At 66.0% G+C, this 20,518-nt stretch carries 17 protein-coding genes; 6 read left to right on the top strand and 11 right to left on the bottom strand.

Features of this window, described 5'->3' with window-relative positions; translation table 11 throughout:
• The first annotated feature begins 10 nt into the window (after positions 1-10).
• A complete protein-coding gene (locus BSY238_RS12305) occupies positions 11-793 on the top strand; it encodes a FecR family protein (protein WP_083224042.1) in 783 nt (260 codons plus the stop codon).
• 12 nt (positions 794-805) lie between these two features.
• Here the strand turns inward: BSY238_RS12305 and BSY238_RS12300 are convergent, their stop codons facing one another.
• Both BSY238_RS12300 and BSY238_RS12295 read right to left on the bottom strand, forming a co-directional pair.
• A complete protein-coding gene (locus BSY238_RS12300; protein WP_083224149.1) occupies positions 806-1,732 on the bottom strand; it encodes a ZIP family metal transporter in 927 nt (308 codons plus the stop codon).
• 10 nt (positions 1,733-1,742) lie between these two features.
• Positions 1,743-3,023 carry a dicarboxylate/amino acid:cation symporter gene (locus tag BSY238_RS12295; RefSeq protein ID WP_069039393.1) on the bottom strand — a complete coding sequence of 427 codons (1,281 nt, stop codon included), beginning with the start codon at positions 3,021-3,023 and terminating at the stop codon, positions 1,743-1,745.
• 122 nt (positions 3,024-3,145) lie between these two features.
• Between BSY238_RS12295 and BSY238_RS12290 the strand changes: the two genes are divergently transcribed.
• Entirely contained in the window at positions 3,146-3,799 is a 654-nt protein-coding gene (locus BSY238_RS12290; protein WP_069039392.1) for a S1 family peptidase, read from the top strand.
• 87 nt (positions 3,800-3,886) lie between these two features.
• Complete coding sequence (uvrA, locus tag BSY238_RS12285) at positions 3,887-9,460, top strand: excinuclease ABC subunit UvrA (protein ID WP_083224041.1); 5,574 nt, start codon at positions 3,887-3,889, stop codon at positions 9,458-9,460.
• On the opposite strand, the gene BSY238_RS12280 is transcribed toward uvrA, so the two are convergent.
• Positions 9,444-10,154, bottom strand: coding sequence for a PEP-CTERM sorting domain-containing protein (locus BSY238_RS12280; RefSeq protein ID WP_069039391.1), 711 nt, complete (start codon positions 10,152-10,154; stop codon positions 9,444-9,446). The two genes, uvrA and BSY238_RS12280, sit on opposite strands and share 17 nt — an antisense overlap.
• A 326-nt stretch (positions 10,155-10,480) precedes the next feature.
• Between BSY238_RS12280 and BSY238_RS12275 the strand changes: the two genes are divergently transcribed.
• Together BSY238_RS12275 and BSY238_RS12270 are read left to right on the top strand one after the other, a co-directional pair.
• Positions 10,481-10,948 (top strand): hypothetical protein, encoded by a 468-nt coding sequence (locus BSY238_RS12275; protein ID WP_069039390.1) that lies wholly within the window; start codon positions 10,481-10,483, stop codon positions 10,946-10,948.
• A 185-nt stretch (positions 10,949-11,133) separates the two neighbouring features.
• Complete coding sequence (locus BSY238_RS12270) at positions 11,134-11,643, top strand: PepSY domain-containing protein (protein ID WP_069039389.1); 510 nt, start codon at positions 11,134-11,136, stop codon at positions 11,641-11,643.
• A 58-nt stretch (positions 11,644-11,701) separates the two neighbouring features.
• Here BSY238_RS12270 and BSY238_RS12265 read toward each other — a convergent pair whose 3' ends face one another.
• Positions 11,702-11,977 (bottom strand): hypothetical protein, encoded by a 276-nt coding sequence (locus BSY238_RS12265; RefSeq protein ID WP_069039388.1) that lies wholly within the window; start codon positions 11,975-11,977, stop codon positions 11,702-11,704.
• A gap of 44 nt (positions 11,978-12,021) precedes the next feature.
• Between BSY238_RS12265 and BSY238_RS12260 the strand changes: the two genes are divergently transcribed.
• Positions 12,022-12,672, top strand: coding sequence for a biliverdin-producing heme oxygenase (locus BSY238_RS12260; protein WP_069039387.1), 651 nt, complete (start codon positions 12,022-12,024; stop codon positions 12,670-12,672).
• A gap of 22 nt (positions 12,673-12,694) precedes the next feature.
• Here BSY238_RS12260 and BSY238_RS12255 read toward each other — a convergent pair whose 3' ends face one another.
• From BSY238_RS12255 to chlG, 7 genes are all read right to left on the bottom strand, one after another.
• Positions 12,695-14,884 (bottom strand): GAF domain-containing protein, encoded by a 2,190-nt coding sequence (locus BSY238_RS12255; protein WP_069039386.1) that lies wholly within the window; start codon positions 14,882-14,884, stop codon positions 12,695-12,697.
• A 34-nt stretch (positions 14,885-14,918) separates the two neighbouring features.
• Positions 14,919-15,521, bottom strand: coding sequence for a PAS domain-containing protein (locus BSY238_RS18800; RefSeq protein WP_223300121.1), 603 nt, complete (start codon positions 15,519-15,521; stop codon positions 14,919-14,921).
• A gap of 3 nt (positions 15,522-15,524) precedes the next feature.
• Positions 15,525-16,109: a PAS domain-containing protein gene (locus tag BSY238_RS18795; RefSeq protein WP_223300120.1), complete on the bottom strand. Its 585-nt coding sequence runs from the start codon at positions 16,107-16,109 to the stop codon at positions 15,525-15,527.
• Positions 16,110-16,424: 315 nt separating this feature from the next.
• Entirely contained in the window at positions 16,425-16,922 is a 498-nt protein-coding gene (locus BSY238_RS12245) for a TspO/MBR family protein (protein ID WP_069039385.1), read from the bottom strand.
• A complete protein-coding gene (locus tag BSY238_RS12240; RefSeq protein ID WP_223300119.1) occupies positions 16,919-18,103 on the bottom strand; it encodes a geranylgeranyl diphosphate reductase in 1,185 nt (394 codons plus the stop codon). The genes BSY238_RS12245 and BSY238_RS12240 overlap by 4 nt, the downstream gene beginning before the upstream one ends.
• Before the next feature lie 2 nt (positions 18,104-18,105).
• Positions 18,106-19,509, bottom strand: coding sequence for a BCD family MFS transporter (locus BSY238_RS12235; protein ID WP_069039384.1), 1,404 nt, complete (start codon positions 19,507-19,509; stop codon positions 18,106-18,108).
• 1 nt (position 19,510) lies between these two features.
• Complete coding sequence (gene chlG, locus BSY238_RS12230; RefSeq protein WP_083224040.1) at positions 19,511-20,392, bottom strand: chlorophyll synthase ChlG; 882 nt, start codon at positions 20,390-20,392, stop codon at positions 19,511-19,513.
• Positions 20,393-20,518 lie beyond the last annotated feature (126 nt).

Genomic DNA, 20,518 nt, shown 5'->3' with positions numbered 1-20,518 from the left:
GAGTCCTGTCATGTCTTACGCACGTCACCTCAGCACGCTCGCCGCAGCACTCGTCATGGTGCCGTTGGCCCAGGCCGAAGATCCGCAGGCCACGCCGGTACCCACCGCCGGTCGCGTCAGCTATGTGTCGGGCACGATGTACGTGCAGACGCCCGACAACAAGACGCGCATCCTCGGACGCGATTCGTCGATCTACAACGGCGACGTGATCACGACCGAAAAGAGCACGGTGGCACGGATCGAATTCGGTGATGGCTCGTCGCTGGCGCTGCGCCCGCGCAGCAAGGTGAAGATCGACGGCTTCGCCTTCGACGAAGCCAAACCGGAAAAGGACAGCCTGCTGTACAGCCTGCTCAAGGGCGGCCTGCGCGCCGTGACCGGGCTCATCGGCAAACGCAACCGCGAAGGCTACCGCGCCAGCACGGTCACCGCGACCATCGGCATCCGCGGCACGCGCTTCGGCATGCTGCTGTGCGACGAAGCCGAAAAGGAAGACCCGGCCTGCATCAAGGCGCTGGAAGAAGCCAAGGACCGCAAGCCGGGCGAACCGGCGCTGGTGTTCGACGTCGAGGAAGGCAGCATCGAAGTGAAGAACGATGCCGGATCCAAAACCTTCGAGGTCGGTCAGGCTGGTGTCGTATCGAGCAAGGACAGCGCGCCGGCAACGCTGTCGGAGAACCCCGGGCTGGACAAGGTCCTGCCGTCGTCTACCGCGGCACGTCCCGGGCCGGGCGGGCTGGGCGGCAGCACCGGTCTGGGCAGCGACGCGGACGCCTCGTGCACGGTGCAGTGAGCCGGCAGTGGGTCAGCCCAGGGTGGTATCCAGCACCATCATCACCATGAAACCGGCCATCAGCCCCAGCGTGGCGGCCCGTTGATGGCCGTTGCGATGGGTTTCCGGTATCACCTCGTGTGACACGACGAAAATCATCGCGCCGGCAGCCAGCCCGAGGCCGCCCGGATAGAACAGTTCGAAGCTGCTCGACAGACCCAGACCGATCAGCGCGCCGAGCGGCTCCATGAAACCGCTCAGCGCTGCAATGCCCACCGCCTTCCACGGCGACATGCCCACCCCCCGCAGTGCCACCGCAACGGCCAGGCCCTCCGGAATATCCTGAATCGCAATGGCGGTCGACAGCGGCAGCCCGACTGACATGTCGGCCTGCGCGAAGGACACGCCCATCGCCATGCCTTCCGGCAGGTTGTGCAGCGCGATCGCGTTGACGAACAGCCACACGCGTCCCATGCGGGTTTCCGGCCCGCACGTGCCGCAATGCGCATGCTCATGCGGCGTCAGCGCGTCGAGCACCATCATCAGCCAGACGCCGATCGCCATGCCGGTGACGACCACCGCCGCACCCAGCGCGCGCGATCCGGTCAGCGACTCGCCCGCGTCCAGCCCGGGCAGGATGAGCGAGAACGACGAAGCCGCCAGCATCATGCCGGCGCCGAAGCCGAGCAGGATGTCCTCACCCCGCTGACCGAGCGAACGAAGACCCAGGGCCGGTGCCGCACCGATCGCGGTTGCGCCGAAGCCGGCGAGGCCGGCCAGTACGCCCCACTGCCAGGCGAGCGGATTGCGCGGGCTGCTGAGCGCATAGGCGAGCGCGGCTGCCAGCACCGCGACACCGATCATCAGCATGAACTGCAACGTCGGGTCGATGCGCAGGCGCGATGCCGGAGCATCGACCCGGGTTTCGGGGTTGGGGACGGGGGCGGGAGGCGAATCCATCGACATGCGCTCAGGTCCGGGTCGGCAGGGTTTGCTGGTGCACCACGGCCGTTGCATCGGCCGTCGGCGGGTTGAGGGCTTCGACGACGATGCTGCCGACGATGTCGCCTTCAACATTCACCGTCGTGCGCACCGCATCGAGCAGGCGGTCGATCGGCAGCAGGATGGCGATCGCCTCCACCGGCAGACCGACCGACTGCAGCACCATGGCCATCGTCACCATGCCGGCGCTCGGGATGCCGGGCGCACCGACGGCAGCCAGCATCGACATGAAACACACGACGACCTGCTGGCCCAGACTCAGTTCGATGCCGACCAGGTTGGCGATGAACAGCGCCGCTGCCGCCTCGTACAGCGCCGTACCATCCATGTTCATCGTGGTGCCGATCGGCACCACGAAACCCGCCGTGGCCGGTCGCACACCGAAGTTCTTCTCGACCACGCGCAGCGTGATCGGCATGGTGGCGGCGCTGGAACTGGTCGCAAAGGCGGTGATCAGCGATTCGCGCCCGCCGCGCCACAGCGCCAGCGGGCTGACGCGGGCAATCAGCCACAGCAGGCCGGGCAGCACGACAACGCCGTGGAACAGCGTGGTGCCGAGCACGACCAGCACGAAGGTCGGCATGGTGCCGAGCAGGGCCACATCCTGCGTGGCGATGAGGCGCGCGAGCAGCGCAGCGACTCCATACGGTGCCAGCACCATGACCCAGCCGACGAGTTTCAGCGACAGGTCAAGCATCTCTTCCATCAGCCGGTTGATCGTCGCGTAGCGCTCACCACCCTGCACCAGCGCCACGCCGAGGATCAATGCAAACACCACCAGCGGCACGATCGCCCCCTGGGCCAGCGAGGCAAATGGATTCTGGAACAGGCCGGTGACGAATTGCGTCAGGAACTCCGGAAACGGCAGCCGCTTCGCTTCGAAGGCCGCCATCGCATCGGCGAACATTTCAACCTGCATGTCGGCGCCGGGCCGGAAGATGTTGGCCGCCAGCAGCCCCAGCAACACTGCAATGGCGAGTGTGGCCCCATAGAACAGCAAGGTGGTCACCCACACGCACTGCATGTTCTGCTGCCTGCGCAGGCCGGCAATGCCGACCACGATGGACGCGAACACCAGCGGTACCAGCACCATCTTCAGCAATGCGATGAACAGCCCGCCGACGAGCGACGCGACGTACAGCCCCTGCACGCGCAGTGCCGCATCCGCCGGCAGCGCGCCCAGCAGCATGCCGAGCGCCACGCCTGCGGCTGCGCCCACCAGAATCTGGACATTGATCGACATCCGCATGCCTGCTCTCCCGAACTGAAATCCGCTCCGACCATACCATTCTGTACGGCACAGAATGCCACCCCGGTGCAACCAAGCGCAGCCCCTCAAGTCCGAGACACACCGAACCCAGTGGAGTTGCCATGAAGATTCTGATCATCCTTCTCGCCTGCCTGACATGCAGCACGGGGGCTTTGGCCCAGGGCATCGCCACGGCCATCCAGACCACAATGCGCATACTGGCCACTCAGCCCGACGGGTCGGTGTCGGTCGGCAGCGGCGTCGTGCTGCCGGGTGAACGCGTGGCGACCGCCTGCCACGTGGTCGAGGGCGCAACCGAAATCAAGGTGAGCTACAAGTACGTTGCTTCACCGGCCACGCTCGCCCGGCAGGACCGCGCACGCGATCTGTGCGTGCTGGCCGCACCCGGCCTCGCGGCCCCGGCGGCGAAACTTGCGCGCAGTACCGACCTGAAGACCGGTGACCGCCTGCTGGCCTTCAGCGGCGCCTACGGCAACGACGTCCGCCTGATGATCGGTGAAGTGAGCGCTGTGCACCCGATGGATGGCGGCGCGGTGATCGAAACCAGCGTGCCCTTCGTGGTCGGCGACAGCGGCGGCGGACTGTTCAACAACGAAGGCGAACTGATCGGCCTGCTCGCCTTCATCTCCAGCACGCCGGGCGAGAAGCGCTACGCTATTCCGGTCGAATGGCTGGACGCCGACATCGAAGCGGCGAAAAAAATGCCGTTCTGGAAGGGCGACGCGGACCGACTGCCGGCTTTCCTGCGTCCGTGAGCCACTGACGCAGACGCGCGGCTGCTGCGCTGCCCCGAGCGCTGATACCCTTCAACCTGAAAACCTCTTCCGCCAGACCGCCCGCCCGTGACGCACCCAAGTTATCGACCCGTCGGCCTCGCGCCGAACGACGCCATCCGCCTGCGCGGTGTGCGGCAGAACAACCTGAAGAACATCGACGTCGATTTCCCGCTCGGCCTGCTGACCGTGGTGACCGGCGTATCCGGTTCCGGCAAGTCCTCGCTGGTGTTCGACACGCTGTACGCCGAAGGCCAGCGGCGCTACGTCGAAACCTTCTCGCCGTACGCGCGCCAGTTCCTCGACCGCATGGATGCGCCGCAGGTCGATTCGATCTCCGGCGTGCCACCGGCCATCGCCATCGACCAGAGCAACCAGGTGCGCACGTCGCGTTCGACGGTCGGCACGATGACCGAACTGAACGATCACCTGAAGCTGCTGTTCGCGCGCATCGCCACATTGCACTGCCGCGGCTGCGGCCAGCCGGTACATGAACAGTCGGCCGACGACATCGCGCGGCAGATCGCCGCCCGCGCGGCCGAAGCGGGCGACCCGCGCCTGGTGATCACCGCACCGGTCGCCGTGCCGGACAATTTCAGCGACGCGGAAATCCAGGGCTGGCTGGAGCGTCAGGGCTACACGCGCATTCACGCGCGCGACGGCAGCACGCTGCAGGTGGTGCAGGACCGCTTTCGCGCGGCGAGCGCCGCAGGTGCGCGCGCGGCCGAGGCGGTCGAAGCCGCTCTGCGACTCGGTCAGGGCGTCATGCATGTACAGGTGCTCGATGCCGAAGGTGCCACCGCCGCGCGCTGGGCGTTCTCCAACCGCCTGCACTGCGCCGACTGCGACATCGCCTACAGCCCGGCGCTGCCGGCGCACTTCTCGTTCAACTCGCCGCTCGGCGCCTGTGAAACCTGCCGTGGTTTCGGGCGCGTCATCGGGATCGACTTCGGACTGGTCGTTCCGGACGAGCGCAAGACGCTCGCCGGTGGCGCGATCAAGCCGTGGCAGACCGAGTCGTACAACGAATGCCAGACCGACCTGGAAAAGATGGCGGCGAAACACGGCGTGCCGATGGACGTGCCGTTCGCCGAACTGAGCGCCGAACATCGCCGCTGGGTGCTCGAAGGCGATGTGAAGTGGAAGACCTGGCAGAAGTCGTGGCCGGGCACCTGGTACGGCGTGCGCCATTTCTTCGAGTGGCTGGAAACCAAGGCCTACAAGATGCACATCCGGGTGTTGCTGTCGCGCTACCGCGCCTACACCCCGTGCACCGCCTGCGGCGGCAGCCGGCTCAAGCCCGACGCCGCGCTGTGGAAGATCGAAGGGCACGGCATCCACGACGTGATGCAGTGGCCGGCCTCCCGGCTGCGCGCGATGATGGATGCGCTGCAGCTGCCACCGCCGCTCGATACCGCGACCGCAGAGCTGCTGGCGGAAATCCGCACCCGGCTCGGCTATCTGTGCACCGTCGGGCTCGGCTACCTGAATCTCGACCGCCAGTCGCGCACGCTGTCCGGCGGCGAGGTGCAGCGCATCAACCTCACGACGGCACTCGGCACTTCGCTGGTGAATACGCTGTTCGTGCTCGACGAGCCGTCGATCGGCCTGCACCCGCGCGACATGGAACGCGTGATCGGCGTGATGAGGCGCCTGAAGGACGCCGGCAACACGCTGGTCGTGGTCGAGCACGATCCGCAGATCATGCGCCACGCCGACCGCCTGCTCGACATCGGCCCGGGCGCCGGCTCGCGCGGCGGCGAAGTGGTGTTCGACGGCCCGCCGGCCGGTATCGCGACCGCCAACACGCTGACCGCCGATTACCTTGCCGGCCGCCGCACGGTCGATGCCGCGCTCACCACCCGGCGGGCGGTGAAGACCACCGGCCCGACGCTCAGGCTGGTCGGCGCCCGGGCGCACAACCTGAAGCGGATCGACATTGCGATCCCGCTCGGCCATCTGGTCGCCGTGACTGGCGTATCCGGTTCGGGCAAGTCCACGCTGATCCAGGATGTGCTGTATCCGGCGCTGCTGAAGCACTTCGGCCGGCCGACCGAAAGCGCGGGCGAGCACGACGCGCTGGAAGGGGTCGGACAGATCGCCGACGTGGTGATGGTGGACCAGTCCGCCATCGGCAAGAGCGCGCGCTCGAATCCGGTCACGCACGTGGGCGCCTTCGACCCGATGCGCGAACTGTTCGCACTGCAGGCCGAGGCGAAGCAGCGCGGCTATACCGCAGGCACCTTCTCGTTCAACGCCGGCAAGGGGCGCTGCGCGACCTGCGGCGGCACCGGCTTCGAGCACGTCGAAATGCAGTTCCTGTCCGACGTGTATCTGCGCTGCGCCGACTGCAACGGCACGCGCTACCGCGCCGAGGTGCGCGAAATCACGCTCGACGGCCGCAGCATTTCCGACCTGCTGGCGATGACGGTGCACGATGCGCTGGACTGGCTGCGCGACCTCGCCGACCTTGAACCCAAACTCCGTCGCTACGCGGACAGCGCGATGGCCGGCCTGCAGGCGCTGGTCGATGTCGGCCTCGACTACGTGACGCTGGGCCAACCGGTGCCGACGCTGTCCGGCGGTGAGGCGCAGCGGCTGAAGCTGGCCGGCTTCCTCGCCGAGGCCGCGACGACGAAGAAGAACAAGGCCGCGGGCAGCAAGCTGTTCCTGCTCGACGAGCCGACCACCGGCCTGCACTTCGATGACATCGCGCGACTGCTCGGCGCCTTCTCGAAACTGCTGGATGCCGGCCACACGGTGCTGGTGATCGAACACAATCTGGACGTGATCGCCGCCGCCGACTGGTTGATCGACCTCGGCCCGGAGGCCGGCGAGGACGGCGGCCAGCTCGTGTTCGAAGGCACGCCGGCGCAGATCGTCTCCTGCGCCGCCTCGCACACCGGGCGGGCGCTCGCCGAATATCGCATCACCGACACCTTCGGGCCCGGCGTGCGCGATGTGCCGATGATCAACCCGACCGATGCCGCGCACAGCGCCCTGCGCGCCCGTGCCGCCCACAGCATCGTTGTTCATCGCGCGCGCGAGCACAATCTGAAGAACATCGAAGTCGACATTCCGCGCGACCGCTTCACCGTGGTGACCGGCGTGTCCGGCTCGGGCAAGTCCACGCTGGCCTTCGACATCGTTTTCGGCGAAGGCCAGCGTCGCTATCTCGAATCGCTGAATGCCTACGCGCGCCAGTTCGTGCAGCCGGAAAGCAAGCCGGACGTCGACGGCGTATTCGGCATTCCGCCGGCCGTGGCGATCGCCCAGCGCACCAGCCGCGGCGGGCGCAAGAGCACGGTGGCGACGCAGACCGAGATCTATCACTTCCTGCGCCTGATGTACGTGAAGCTGGGCGTGCAGCACTGCCCGGACTGCGGCTGCGCGATCGCGCCGCAGTCCGAGGACGCCATGGTGGCGCGCATCCTGCGCGAGCGGCGCGGCCAGCACATCGGCCTGCTGGCGCCGCTGGTGATCAGCCGCAAGGGTTACTACACCGAACTGGCGCGCTGGGCGAAATCACACGGCCACACCCACCTGAGGGTGGATGGCGAATTCCTGCCGACCTCGCCCTGGCCGCGGCTGGATCGCTTCAAGGAACACACGATAGAACTGCCGATCCGCGACTTCGTGGTCAGCGAGCGCGACGAAAAGACGCTGCGCGACGCGGTGCGCCAGTCGCTCGAACACGGCAAGGGCGTGCTGCACCTGCTGGCGCCGCTGGACCGACTGGGCGAGCCGGACGCGCCGGCACCGACCGTCGAGGTGTATTCGACCCAGCGTGCCTGCCCGAGCTGCGGCACCGGTTTCGCGGAACTCGACCCGCGGCTGTTCTCGTTCAATTCGAAGCATGGCTGGTGTGCGAAGTGCATGGGCACCGGGCTGAAGCTGACCGGTTTCGACGCCGAGCAGACGGGCGAAGAAGCGACCTGGAACGAGTGGCAGCAGGACGAACCGGAAGCCTGTCCGGCCTGCGACGGCGAACGGCTGAACCCGGTGGCGCGCCATGTGAAGCTGTTCGGCCAGTCGATCGCGCAGCTCACGGCGCAGCCTGTCAGCACCTTGTCGGCGGCGATCGGCCACTGGACGCTGGCGGGACGGGACGCCGACATTGCGCGCGATGTGGTCAGTGAACTGAACAGCCGGCTGCGTTTCCTGGGCGAAGTCGGCCTGGGTTATCTGTCGCTGGACCGTGCCGCACCCACGCTGTCCGGCGGCGAAGCACAGCGCATCCGGCTGGCCGCCCAGCTCGGCTCGAACCTGCGCGGCGTGTGTTACGTGCTCGATGAACCGACCATCGGCCTGCACCCGCGCGACAACCAGGTGCTGCTGGACACGCTGGTGAAGCTGCGCGACAAGGGCAACACGCTGCTGGTGGTCGAACACGACGAAGACACGATCCTGCGCGCCGATCACGTCATAGACCTCGGGCCGGGCGCCGGCCGGCTGGGCGGAGAAGTGATCGCGCAGGGCCATTCATCGGTGCTCGCGCAGCAGCCGAAATCGATCACCGGCCAGTATCTCGCGCGCCCGCTGCCGCACAGCTTCGTGCCGCGGCGTCCGGTCGATGACGACACGCCTTCGCTCGTCGTACGTGCAGCGACGCTGCACAACCTCAAGGGCATGGACGTGCGCGTGCCGCTGGGCCGGCTGGTCGTGATGACGGGTGTGTCAGGGTCCGGCAAGTCGTCGCTCGCGCGCGACGTGCTGCGCGACAATGTGGCGGCGAAACTGGCCGGCCACGACGGCCACTGCATCGGCTGCGCGGACATCGAGGGCTGGGGCGCGCTCGGCCGCGTGCTGGAGGTGGACCAGACACCCATCGGCAAGACGCCGCGTTCCTGCCCGGCGACCTACATCGGCTTCTGGGACGGCATCCGCAGGATCTACGCCGAAACTCAGGATGCGCGCGAGCGCGGCTTCACGGCCGCGCGCTTTTCATTCAACACCGGCCCCGGCCGGTGCACGCTGTGCGAAGGCCAGGGACTGCGCCAGATCGAAATGTCCTTCCTGCCCGACGTGCGGGTGCCATGCGAAGCCTGCGGCGGCGCGCGCTTCAACAGCGAAACGCGCGCGGTCATCTGGCGCGGCAAGTCGATTTCCGATGTGCTGGCGATGAGTGTGGACGAAGCGGTGGATTTCTTTGCCGCGCACCGCACGCTGTCGGCCACGCTCAGGCTGATGCAGGAGGTGGGGCTGGGCTATCTGACGCTGGGTCAGCACAGCCCGACGCTGTCCGGCGGCGAGGCGCAGCGCATGAAGCTTGTGACGGAACTGGCCAAGTCACCCGCCGATGCCACGGACCCGGCGAACGCCCGGCGCGGGCGCGGCAACCCGCACACGCTGTATGTGCTGGACGAACCGACGACCGGCCTGCACATGGCCGATATCGCGAAACTGATCGGGGTGCTGCACCGGCTGGTCGATGCCGGTCACAGCGTGGTGGTGATCGAACACGACCTGGATCTGATGGCCGAAGCCGACTGGATCATCGACCTCGGTCCGGAAGGCGGCGGCGGCGGCGGTCAGGTGGTGACCGCCGGCTCACCGGAGGCGCTGGTCGCGCAGGCGGCGCACGTCAAGCATTCGCACACCGCCCGCGCGCTGGCGCAGTTCAGCTTCAGACGGCAGCGCTGAACGACCTGCGACGGCGGGCGGCAAACAGCGCACCGAAACCCAGCGCGGCCAGCGCCAGACTGCCCGGTTCGGGAACGCCCTGCGCGGGCTGCGGCAGTCGCGGCGGAAGCGCTGCGAACACGACCAGATCCTGGTGGGTGCTGCTCGCCCATACGTTGAAGCCGTAGAGCGACTCATCGGGCAATGCATCGAGCCAGCTTTGTGCGAGCACCATGGCGTCATTGGCATTGGATGCCTTGAAGCTGCCGCCGCCGACATTGAGCGTACCGCTGGTTTCGTTGGTGATTTCCCAGATCGCGAGCTGGAAGGCCGCTGCGTGGGTGACGCTGCTCAGCGCATCGGCGTAGGCCAGCGTCGCCAGCTGACCGAGCTGGTCGAAACGTGTGGCCTGGGTGCCGAAGTAGGCTTCACCGGTGACCTGCGAAAAATTGGTCACAGTGGTGCCGATCTGTGTGCGCTGGAAGATGTCGATGCACCACGACGCGAACGTATTGCTGCCGCTTTCGGTCGTCGCGAACGCACCGGCATACACCCGCGAATCGATGGCCGGAACGGTGTTGGTAATCCGGACCACGGCCGTCGGCCCGGGCGACGCCCAGCCGGTAACCAGAATGGGTTCAGCCTGTGCCGGCAGCGCAGCCATCAGCGCGAGGGCCAGCGAGGTGCGAAGGGTGTTGATGAGCGGTTGTTTCATGAAAGCCTCTGATCCGTAATCTGCATGAACCGAGAGTACGGACTTCGGGCCTGAAGCAATGAGCGACAAATTCAACACTTGCGCCCGATACACACTTTGGCGCAAAGGTATCGAAGTGTTGCGGGTTGCAGCGTCAGTGCGCGTTGCACGGCGTCCTCATCTTGTCCTACAGCCTGCGGCGAGCGCACACAACACACTGTACTCATAGCGCGCGAGCCGCGTACGCGCTTCGGTTACGAATCGAAGCAGGCGATTAACAAAAGCCGGCCAGCCCTTGCGACGGCACGATCGTTGACAGAGCACGATCACAAAAGGAGTTGCACATCATGAAAACGTTATTGCTGGCTGCCGCACTCGCGGTTTCGGCCACATCCGCCCGGGCGACCGATGTCGGCGTGTCGGTCACGATCGGACAGCCGGGCTTCTACGGCCATATCGATATCGGCGACTTTCCGAGACCGCGTCTGATCTACGCCGAGCCCCGGATCATCGTGCGCGGACCGGCGGTTGCACCGCCGGTTTACATGCATGTTCCGCCGGGCCATGCAAAGAACTGGCGCAAGCACTGCGGTCGCTACGATGCCTGCGGCCGGCCGGTTTATTTCGTGCAGGACAGCTGGTACAACACGGTTTATGTGCCGCGCTACCAGGAGCGGGAACGCAATCGCGGCGGCGCATCGCGCCATGACGACCGGCGTGGGGATCGTCACGACCATGATGACGACCGCCGTGGCGGCAAACCCGACAAGGGCTCTCACGGTCACGGCAAGGGCAACGGTCGCGGCCACGATTGATTGCTGCTTCGCAACAGCGACTGATGGACCACATCAGCCTCTTTGATACAGGGAAACTTTCCCGTTTTTTACGGGATTTTTTCCATTTTCGCCACGCCTCCGGGAATTCCTCCCGGCCGTGGGTAAACTCCGATTGTCGCAGCGCAACATGCTGACCGGCTTTACCCATCCTTCAGGAGAAAACCATGAAACTGACTGCACTCGCCGTCGCCCTGCTGGCCTTTGCCGGCATCACCCAGGCCGCGGACATGCCGAAAACCGCCGCCGGTTTTGAAAAATGCATGAAGGCTGCCCTGAAAGCCAAGGACGGCAACATCGTCAAGGTCGAGTTGAAGAAGGAAGAAGGCGAAGGCCACGTGTACGAGTTCGACATCGAAACCGCCGACGGCAAGGCATGGGACGTCGAGTGCAGCGGCAAGACCGGCAAGATCGTCGAAGTCGAAGAGGAAGTGACCAAGGACCACGCGAAGTTCTCGGGCGCCAAGGTGACCGAAGCGCAAGCACGCGAAATCGCGCTGAAGAAGGTGCCGGGCGAAATCGTCGAAGTCGAGTACGAGATCGAACCGGACGGCAAGGCGTCCTACGAATTCGACATCAAGACCGCGGACGGCAAGGAAGTGAAGCTGGAAGTCGATACCGAGAGCGGCGCCATCGTGTCGCAGGCGGTCGAAGTCTGGCAGGTCGGCAAGGAGTAAGCCGACCGCGACAGCCCGGCACCCGCCGGCCGTCGCACCCAAAGGCCGGCCACGCGGGTCAGACCGACCGGCGTGGCCAGCGGCACCACAGATCGGCGACATGCGCCACGCCTGACAGCGCGACGAACAGCGCAACCCACATCCACGACGCGTCGGTCAATGCCGCGCGCAGCGCCAGCATCAGGCACAGCCCGGCTGCGAGATTGGGCAGCAGCTTTCCGCCCGACAAGCCCTTGCCGGTGTGGCGATGCCAGGCGGCGAACGCCAGCCACTCGATCAGCACGAGCACCACGATCAGATCGATCAATCGTCCATCGGACATCCACTCCGCCATTTTTCCTCCGCAACTGTGCCGGCCGCGCACGTTATCATTTCCGGATGCATGGAGCTTCCATCACCGCAGGTCTCGCAGCGCGCCTGCGTACTGAAACCGCGCCGCTGCATCGGCATGCGGAACGCAGCGGCCTGATGGCCCGGCTGCTGCAGGGCCGCATCGAGACGCGCGCCTACTGCAGTCTGCTGCGCAGCCTTCACCTGATCTACGACGCGCTCGAAAGCGGGCTCGCGCTGCACGCCGGACGACCGGACATTGCACCGCTGTGCCTGCCTGAACTGCCGCGCACCGCGGCGCTGCACGATGACCTGTGCGCGCTGCATGGCAGCAGCTGGTCAGACGACATCCTGCCCACCAAAGCGGCGATCGAATACGCGGCCCGCCTGAAGGCGTTGTCGGTCGAACAGCCAGCGCTGCTCGCCTCGCACTCCTATGTGCGCCATCTGGGAGATCTGCACGGCGGTCAGGTGCTCGGGCGTGTTGTGTCCGGAGCACTGCAGCTGCAGGATGGCCGGGGCACGCGCTTTTACGCGTTCGACGGCGAAGTGGGCAGTCTGATCCGTCGCTACCGCGACGGACTCGACACGCTGCCACAGGATGCGGCGCGGATCGACGCACTGGTCGCCGAGGCGCAATCCGGGTTCCGGCGACACATCGCGATGTTCGACGAACTGGCTGCGGCGATGCCCGGCTAAGCCGCGTTGTTCGCCGACCGGACTATCCGTGCTCGCGCGTGAAGGCGCGCAACTTGCCGTACAGCGCGGCGGCGCGCGTCGCAGAGGCTTCCAGTTCCTCGATGAGCGTCGCCACCGGCATCGAAGCGGCGGTGTCGGTCAGCTCCATGGCAGCGACACTCGCATTGGCCAGAATGGCGCCCACCACCTCATCGGGCTCACGCCGCAGCGGCATCGCCGGATCAAGGCCGATGCCGGCACGTCCGGCTTCACTGAGCGACTGTTCGAGATGCCGCCGCGCGGCTTCCGTGCGCTTGGTGTCGGTCAGGTCGGTGAAGATGATGATGTAGCCCAGCACCGATCCACCGGCGCCGGGAATCGTGTCCGCCCTGACCCCGAGCGCCACGGTCTGGCCCGCGCCGGCGCGCAGTCGCCATTCGCCGCGCCAGGAGTCGCGCTCGCGAATGAGGTTGCCGATCACTTCGCGCACCTGGGCCGGTACGACGAACAGGTCGCACATGTCGTCGAGTGCGCGTACGCGAGGCGGCGAGGTATTGAACAGCGCAGCGAAGGCCACACTCTGGAACAGCACGCGCCCCTGCGCATTCGCCACCAGAACCGGCTCGTCCGACGTCTCTACGGCACCGCGGAAGCGATCGAGCTGGTGCTGCGCGATCAACAGGCTCACGGCCTGTGTCTGCAGGATGACGTCGCGCAGCGTCGTACCGATGGCACGCGCAAGTGCAAGATCGGCGCGGCTCCACGAGGCCGCTGTACCGCGCACGATTTCCGACCAGGCGGCAAAGGAGCGCCGGGGCGACAGCGTGAGCGGATCGTTGTCGACGAAGGGTTTTGCGGGATCGCCCGCCCAGATGATCGTGGCCGACTGTTCACGCCGGAACCACATCAGGAAGTCCTGGCCGGACGACGACAGTTCGATCGCAAGCACACCGCATACCACGGGTGCCAGGCATGCCAGCGGCGGATGCACGCGGGCGACCGACGCGCAGCTGAACAGCGACTGTTGCATTTCGCCGGCAACCCAGCGCGCCAGCGCACGCAATTCGGCGGTCGACGGCACGTCGCCCACAGTCAGCAATTCACCTTCATGGAACAGTGCGGCCCCACTCGCATCGAGCGGTTGCAGCAAGGTGCGCGGGTTGCGCACCAGCGCAAGGCGCCAGTCGCCTTCGGTCGAGGTGGCTTCGATCAGGCGCAGTTCGAGGCTGCGCACCATTACATCGACCTGGGTGCGCACGTAGTTCTCGATCGCGGCAATCCGGGTGGACACCACTTCGGCCAGCAGGTCGACCGCCGCACGCTGCGCATAGCGGATGTGCCGCGGCGAGTAGTGATGACAGGCGATCAGCCCCCACAGCTTGCCCTCGCGCACGAGCGACACCACGAGGGTGGCGGTCACGCCCATGTTCTGCAGATACTGGATGTGCAGCGGCGACATGCTGCGCAGATGGCAACTCGACATGTCGAGCTCTTCGCCGGTTTCCGGCAGGCAGCGCGGCAGTATGGCCGCCGGCTTGTAGCTGGCATCGACGAGCACACGCACCCTGTTGCGAACATAGAGCTCGCGCGCCCGCTGAGGGATGTCGGTAGCCGGATAGCGGTGGCCGAGCAGGGAATCAAGCTTCGCCTCACGCGCCTCGGCGACGATTTCGCCGTGGCCCTCGTCGTCGAAGCGATACACCATCACGCGGTCGTACCCGGTCAGGTCGCGGACCGACTGAACAACGGCATCGGACAACGCGGCGATGCTGAGCGCCTCGCTGAAGCGCCGCACCGACGACGCGAGCAGAGTCTGCGCTTCCTGGTCGATCGATTCGGTACCGGATTCGGCGGATTCCAGTTCGACGATTACCGTGTCCGACTGACCGAGGTGTGCCATGCCCTCGAACACGCTCCCGGCAGTCGAATCCGTGCCACCGATATCGCAGTGAAAGGCGGTCAGTTCATCCGCAACGAGCGTGTCCGCCAGTTCGGTGACACGCCGGGCAAGCGAGCCGCCCAGCGCATCGAGCGTGCGGCCGAGCAGCTGATCGTGGGCCACGCCCAGCCAGCGGGCAACGTTGTCGCTCGCCTGGACAATCAGGCCATCCGCACGGCGGACGACCAGCAGCACACCGTGCGGCTGGATCGATCCGGCCAGGTGGATGAGCTCGCGTTCGCAATTGGTCAGGTCAGCCTGACCGAAAGCCGGGCTGAATGTCGGATCGTTCAACACTGATCTCCCGCCACCGCGGGCTGGGCGGTGTTCAGTGCACGCTGCCCGCGTGCGGCGCACCCGGGCCACGCGGCTGCACCGCGCGAATGATGAAACCGATACTGTTCGAATCTCCGTTATGGATCAAGACGGCCGACAGTTCAATATCCGTGGACATGCCCTTCTCGTCCCACAGGCGCGCACCCATGCGTTTTACGCCTGAGCGGCATACGCTGGCGAGAAGATTCGTGAACCCACCGCCGTCGCGTTCCAGCCAGTCGCCGAGCGAACGACCCTGCACACCCCTGTCAGCCGAAATCTTGACCAGCTCGGCGAACGCAGCGTTCATGCTCAGCAACATGCCCTGTTCGTTCGTGAACACGATGGCGTCCGGGGTGAGGCGCATCAGTTCCGGCAGCAACGGGTCGTCGGGTGCGGTCAGCGGCGAACTGCCATCGGGCGTGGCACGCAGCAGTAGCAGGCTCTGTCCTTCGCCACGCAACGGCGATACCCATACATGGATGGCGCCACCAAGTCCCGAAAGGGTGACATGGGCTTCGCCCGGGCGACCCGACACGCGTACCGTGCCGAGCAGTTCTTCCAGCGCGCCGAGCGACGCCGGCGCGACCCCGTCGGTGGCCTGACGTCCCGGCATGTCCTACACCGAGCATCCGAACATGCGCGCCGCAGCGCGGTTGGCGTCGATCACGTGCAAGGTGTCGGCGTCGATGATCAGGACCGCGTCGGTTGCGATCTGGAACAGCAGGCGATAGCGGGTTTCCGCCTGGCGCATGCGCCAGTAGTCGCGTTCCATCGACTGCTGCGCGTCGACCAGGCGTTGCTGCATGACCGATACCGCGCGCAGGTCACGCCCGGCGACCAGCAGCGGGCCGGACTGGCCGAGCCGCACTGCCGTGTAGGCAACCGGAATGTCGGCACCGGCAGCGGAAGGATGATTGATGTGCCGCGTGCGCGACACGCCGGCCACATTGGCTTCGCGCAACAATTCCTCGACCTTGCGACGGGTGTCGCGCGTCACTGTATCCACCAGCTGACGGCCCAGCCACTCGCTGGCGGTCGCGCTGACAGGTTCCGCACCGCCCAGCGCCACGCTGCGGATGAAACCCTTGTCGTCGAGTACGAGCGCGATGTCACTGGTGACCGACACCAGCATGTCGGCCAGTTCGGGGGCGACCTCCGAGAATGCGCTCAGATCGCCCGGGTCGTTCGGTAGCTTGTTCATAGTACAGAACCGGATGAACGCAGTCGCAAAGCACAGCGTGCGAACCTGCTTGAATTGCAAAACCCGGCGCCTACCGGGGGGCACGGCATGTCACATCGACGGGTTGCAGAAGTCTGCACAGAAACACCCGCACACTGCATCAGCGTTTTCCGCATGCGGCGCGCGCCATTGCGCAGCCTGCCCGGCGGCCTGATGTCATGTCCGACAAGACGGTGCCCCTTACTTCGTCAAACCACATCCTCGTATGCTACGGTAACTCATCAAAAAATACATGTCAGAGTGTATGAACGATCGAAAACATCGATATTGATCCGGTCAATTTGCCACGAATGGCGCATTCAGATCGACCACCGCAAAGTTGAGTGCTGCCGCGAATGCCACCCACGCGAGGTAAGGCAACAAAAGGCGGGCCGCCGTGTGTGACGACGCGTGGAGATGCAGCGCCAGCCAGGCCACCGACAGCCAGAGCAGGCCGACTTCATACAACGCCCAGTCGGGCCGCTTGAAATGGAAGAACAGCGCGCTCCACAACACATTGAGCCCGCCATTGAGCGCAAACAGGTAAAGCATCCGGCGCCGCGCACTGGCGTGGGGTGCGTGCACCCATCCCAGCACACCCGCCATCGCGGCCAGACCGAAAATCAGCGTCCAGGCAGGGCCGAACAGCCAGGCAGGCGGCTGCCAGGCCGGCTTGCGCAAGGCTTCGTACCACGGGCTCAGATCGGTTGCAGCCGCGCCCAGACCGGCCACCAGCAATGCCGCCACAGCAGCCGCAACCACCGGCGGCCAGCGCGGGGCGGCGATCGTGTTCACGGCGATACGATGCCGCACAAGTGAGCCAGATCCTTGAAGAAGATGCGCGCATGCGCCATCGGCTTCGCCTTGACCAGCTTCTTGTGCATATAGGCCTGCCACGTCAGGTGCTGTACGTCCGGATCGCGACAGATGCTGACGAAGCGCTCGCGCCGCTTGTCGCTGGCGTACCAGAAGCGCTGCATGATGCCGAGAATCATGAACACCCGGCCGTGCGCCTTCATGAAACGCTTGCGAGCCGTTGCCAACGCACGCGCGTCACCTGTTTCGAGAAAGCTGTCGACCGCTTCGGCAGCCAGCCGGCCGCCGGTCATCGCGTAATACAGCCCCTCGCCGGACGCCGGCGCCACAACGCCTGCTGCATCGCCTGCGAGCACGACATCGCGGCCGTTGTCCCACTTGCGCAGCGGCTTCATCGGAATCGGGGCGCCTTCGCGGCGGATGGTTTCGGCACCGGCCAGACCGGCTGCCTCACGCAGCGCGGTGGTGCCCTGACGGATCGAGAAGCCCTTGGTCGCCGTGCCGGTGCCGATACTGGTCGTGTCACCGTGCGGAAACACCCAGCCGTAGAAATCCGGCGACAGCTGGCCCTGGTAATACACGTCGCAGCGGCTGCCGTCGAAGTCCTGCTTCGGCGAACGGACGATTTCGTGATACGCGTACACGCACGGCACCTCGTCGGCACCGGGCACGCACTGGCGGCCGACGGCAGACAATGCGCCGTCGGCGCCGATGATGGCGCGGGCACGCACCCCCACCGTTTCGCCTTCTGCCTCATCGCTGCGGAAATGAACGATGGCCCGGCCGTCGTCGTCGCGTGCGACCCGGTCGAAAGTGCCTGTCCGGCGGTGCGCACCGGCCAGACTGGCGCGGCAACGCAGGTATTCGTCGAACTGCTCGCGATCGACCATGCCGACAAATCCACCCTCGATCGGCATGTCAGCTTTGCGCCCTGACGGCGAAATCATCCGCGCCGATCGCGCCTTGGCGACCAGTTGCTCGTCGGGAATCGCGAATTCCTCGATCAGACGCGGCGGAATCGCCCCGCCGCAGGGCTTGATGCGCCCGGCGCGATCGAGCAGCAGCACCGTGTGACCCAGACGAGCGAGATCGGTCGCTGCGGTCGAACCTGCAGGTCCGCCGCCCACCACCACCACGTCGAAACTTTCCATGCTTGCCATGACTAAGCCTTCCCTTCGATACCGGACATGAATGGCGGTTCTGCCACCAGAGGATCACGCGCCGCACGCCTCGCTGGCGCAGCGACGATGCGCAGCGCCATGACGGCAGATACGACGAACAGCACGCCTTCGCAGGCAAACACCAGCGCGTAGGCAAAACCCGGAGATTCGATGAACGCGCGCGTGACGTCGATCGCCACGGTGCCGGCAAAGCCGCCGAGGCCGAATGCGATCGCCTGCGCGGCCCCCCACAGACCCATTCGCACGCCTTCGCGTCCGGCACCGCCGGCGCCAGCCAGACTCATCATCGACGCGATCGCGGCGACGGCGAAGGCGCCATTGGCCACGCCGAGTGCAAACACCGTTTCGCGCAGCGGCCAGGCGCCATTCATGAAACCACCGGCCGCCAGACCGAACAGCGCAAGCGCCGAAGCGATGCAGCCGCCGACGGTCCATACCTTCAGCGAACCGATCTGCCGACCGCCGAATACGCTGCCCATCAGGGCGACCAGCAACATGCCGGCGAACACGCCGCCATGCTGCAACCCGGCGAGCTGGGTGGATTCACCGGGCGTGTAGCCGAACACCGTTCCTGCGAAGGGTTCGAGTATCAGATCCTGCGCGCTGTAGGCCAGCATCGATACGAATACGAATATCGTAAAAAGACGCGCTTGCGACTCGCCCCAGACCTGGGCGAGCGCAGCGCGAAATGGGGTTCTTTGGGTGGAGCTTCCGGGGGTGCTGGACAGTTCGGGGTTTCGGGACGATGCAGCGGTCGGGTCGGGTGACGCCGCATCGCGGGATGCTTCCGGGCGGCCTTCGACACCGCGTACCGCCAGCAGCGCGACGACGAAGGCGATCAGCGAAGTGGCTGCGACGACCTGCACCAGTCGCAGCGTGGTGAAGGGATCGAGCAGTTTTCCGGTAATGCCGGCCGTCAGTGCGAAACCGAGGATCATCATCATCCACACCACGGTTGCCGCGGCGGCGCGACGGGTCGGATCGACCCGCTTGGCGAGCAGCACCAGCAGCGACGTGCCGGCCGAGCCGACGCCGGCACCGATCAGCAGGAAGGCAAAGACCGCCAGCACGACGCCGGCCACCTGTTCGGTCGCCATCCAGGCCGTCGCGACTGCGGCCAGCGTGCCGCCAACAGCGAGCACCGCCATGCCACCGATGATCCAGGGTGTGCGCCGCCCGCCGACATCCGAGCCATGCCCCATGCGCGGGCGCAGCATCTGCACCATGTAGTGCAGCGCGACCAGCACACCCGGCAGCATTGCCGGCAGCGCCAACTCGACCACCATGACGCGATTCAGCGTCGACGTGGTCAGCACCACGATGGCGCCGAGCGCGGTCTGGACCAGACCGAGACGAAAGATGCCGAGCCAGCCGAGTTGGGCCATGTCAGACCTCCGCGACCGCGCGCAGCGCAAACGCGCTGACCAGCATGCCGGTCACATACAGCGTGATGCCGGTTCCGTTGTACCAGGGAGCGAGTTCGCGCGGACTGTCGAGCAGGCGCACCATCAGCATCACCTGTATCGCCAGCAGCAGACCGACCACCATCGCGTGGCCCATGGCACCCCAGTGGGACAGCAGGGCAACGACGAACAGTTGCGGCACCACCATGACCACACAGGCGACGCGTCCGGCGTTCACAACACCGAGCTTGACCGGCAGCGAACCGATGCCCATGCGGGTATCGCCCTCGACCGACTTGAAATCGTTCAGCGTCATGATGCCGTGGGCACCCGCGCTGTACAGACCGGCCAGCAGCAGGCTGCGCATGTCCGGCATGGCGCCGCCGGCCATCACGGCTGCACCGGTGACCCAGGCCAGCCCCTCGTAACAGATGGCACAAGCGGTATTGCCCCACCAGCCGTTCTGTTTCAGACGGAATGGCGGCGCACTGTAGGCCCAGGCCAGCAGCAGGCCGATCACTGCAGCGCCGAAACCCCATACACCCAGCGTCGCCGCGACCAGCAGCGACAGCACGGTCCAGCCGATGGCGATGTACAGCCCCCAGTAGCCGGGCATGCGACCGGACGGTATCGGGCGGTTGGGTTCGTTGATGGCGTCGACGTGGCGGTCGAACCAGTCATTGACCGCCTGACTGGTGGCGCAGACCAGCGGCCCGGCCAGCAGGATGCCGATCACGACCACCTGCCAGCGCTCGGAAGCGGGCAATCCGGAGGCAACGACACCGCAACCGAAAGCCCACATCGGCGGAAACCACGTGATGGGCTTGAGGAACTCGGCGACGACGGATAGGGATGGGCGACTCATGCAGTAACAGTAGGCTCGACGCCCCAATGCGTCAAGACAAACTTACACTACAGTGTCAGCCTAGATTGACTTACGGTCTCTCGGCTTCCGTTCGCGAACCGCATTTTCCGTACGCACGCCAAGGCC

Source organism: Methyloversatilis sp. RAC08, from assembly GCF_001713355.1.
Lineage (GTDB): Bacteria > Pseudomonadota > Gammaproteobacteria > Burkholderiales > Rhodocyclaceae > Methyloversatilis.
The sequence above is the reverse complement of the archived record's forward strand: the minus strand, read 5'-3'. Positions and strand labels throughout refer to the sequence as shown.

Bases quoted from the DNA above. Each gene is read 5' to 3' on its own strand.
- BSY238_RS12305 (WP_083224042.1), top strand. From the start codon at position 11: ATGTCTTACGCACGTCACCTCAGCACGCTCGCCGCAGCACTCGTCATG.
- BSY238_RS12300 (WP_083224149.1), bottom strand. From the start codon at position 1,732: ATGGATTCGCCTCCCGCCCCCGTCCCCAACCCCGAAACCCGGGTCGAT.
- BSY238_RS12295 (WP_069039393.1), bottom strand. From the start codon at position 3,023: ATGCGGATGTCGATCAATGTCCAGATTCTGGTGGGCGCAGCCGCAGGC.
- BSY238_RS12290 (WP_069039392.1), top strand. From the start codon at position 3,146: ATGAAGATTCTGATCATCCTTCTCGCCTGCCTGACATGCAGCACGGGG.
- BSY238_RS12280 (WP_069039391.1), bottom strand. From the start codon at position 10,154: ATGAAACAACCGCTCATCAACACCCTTCGCACCTCGCTGGCCCTCGCG.
- BSY238_RS12275 (WP_069039390.1), top strand. From the start codon at position 10,481: ATGAAAACGTTATTGCTGGCTGCCGCACTCGCGGTTTCGGCCACATCC.
- BSY238_RS12270 (WP_069039389.1), top strand. From the start codon at position 11,134: ATGAAACTGACTGCACTCGCCGTCGCCCTGCTGGCCTTTGCCGGCATC.
- BSY238_RS12265 (WP_069039388.1), bottom strand. From the start codon at position 11,977: ATGGCGGAGTGGATGTCCGATGGACGATTGATCGATCTGATCGTGGTG.
- BSY238_RS12260 (WP_069039387.1), top strand. From the start codon at position 12,022: ATGCATGGAGCTTCCATCACCGCAGGTCTCGCAGCGCGCCTGCGTACT.
- BSY238_RS18800 (WP_223300121.1), bottom strand. From the start codon at position 15,521: ATGCCGGGACGTCAGGCCACCGACGGGGTCGCGCCGGCGTCGCTCGGC.
- BSY238_RS18795 (WP_223300120.1), bottom strand. From the start codon at position 16,109: ATGAACAAGCTACCGAACGACCCGGGCGATCTGAGCGCATTCTCGGAG.
- BSY238_RS12240 (WP_223300119.1), bottom strand. From the start codon at position 18,103: ATGGCAAGCATGGAAAGTTTCGACGTGGTGGTGGTGGGCGGCGGACCT.
- BSY238_RS12235 (WP_069039384.1), bottom strand. From the start codon at position 19,509: ATGGCCCAACTCGGCTGGCTCGGCATCTTTCGTCTCGGTCTGGTCCAG.
- chlG (WP_083224040.1), bottom strand. From the start codon at position 20,392: ATGAGTCGCCCATCCCTATCCGTCGTCGCCGAGTTCCTCAAGCCCATC.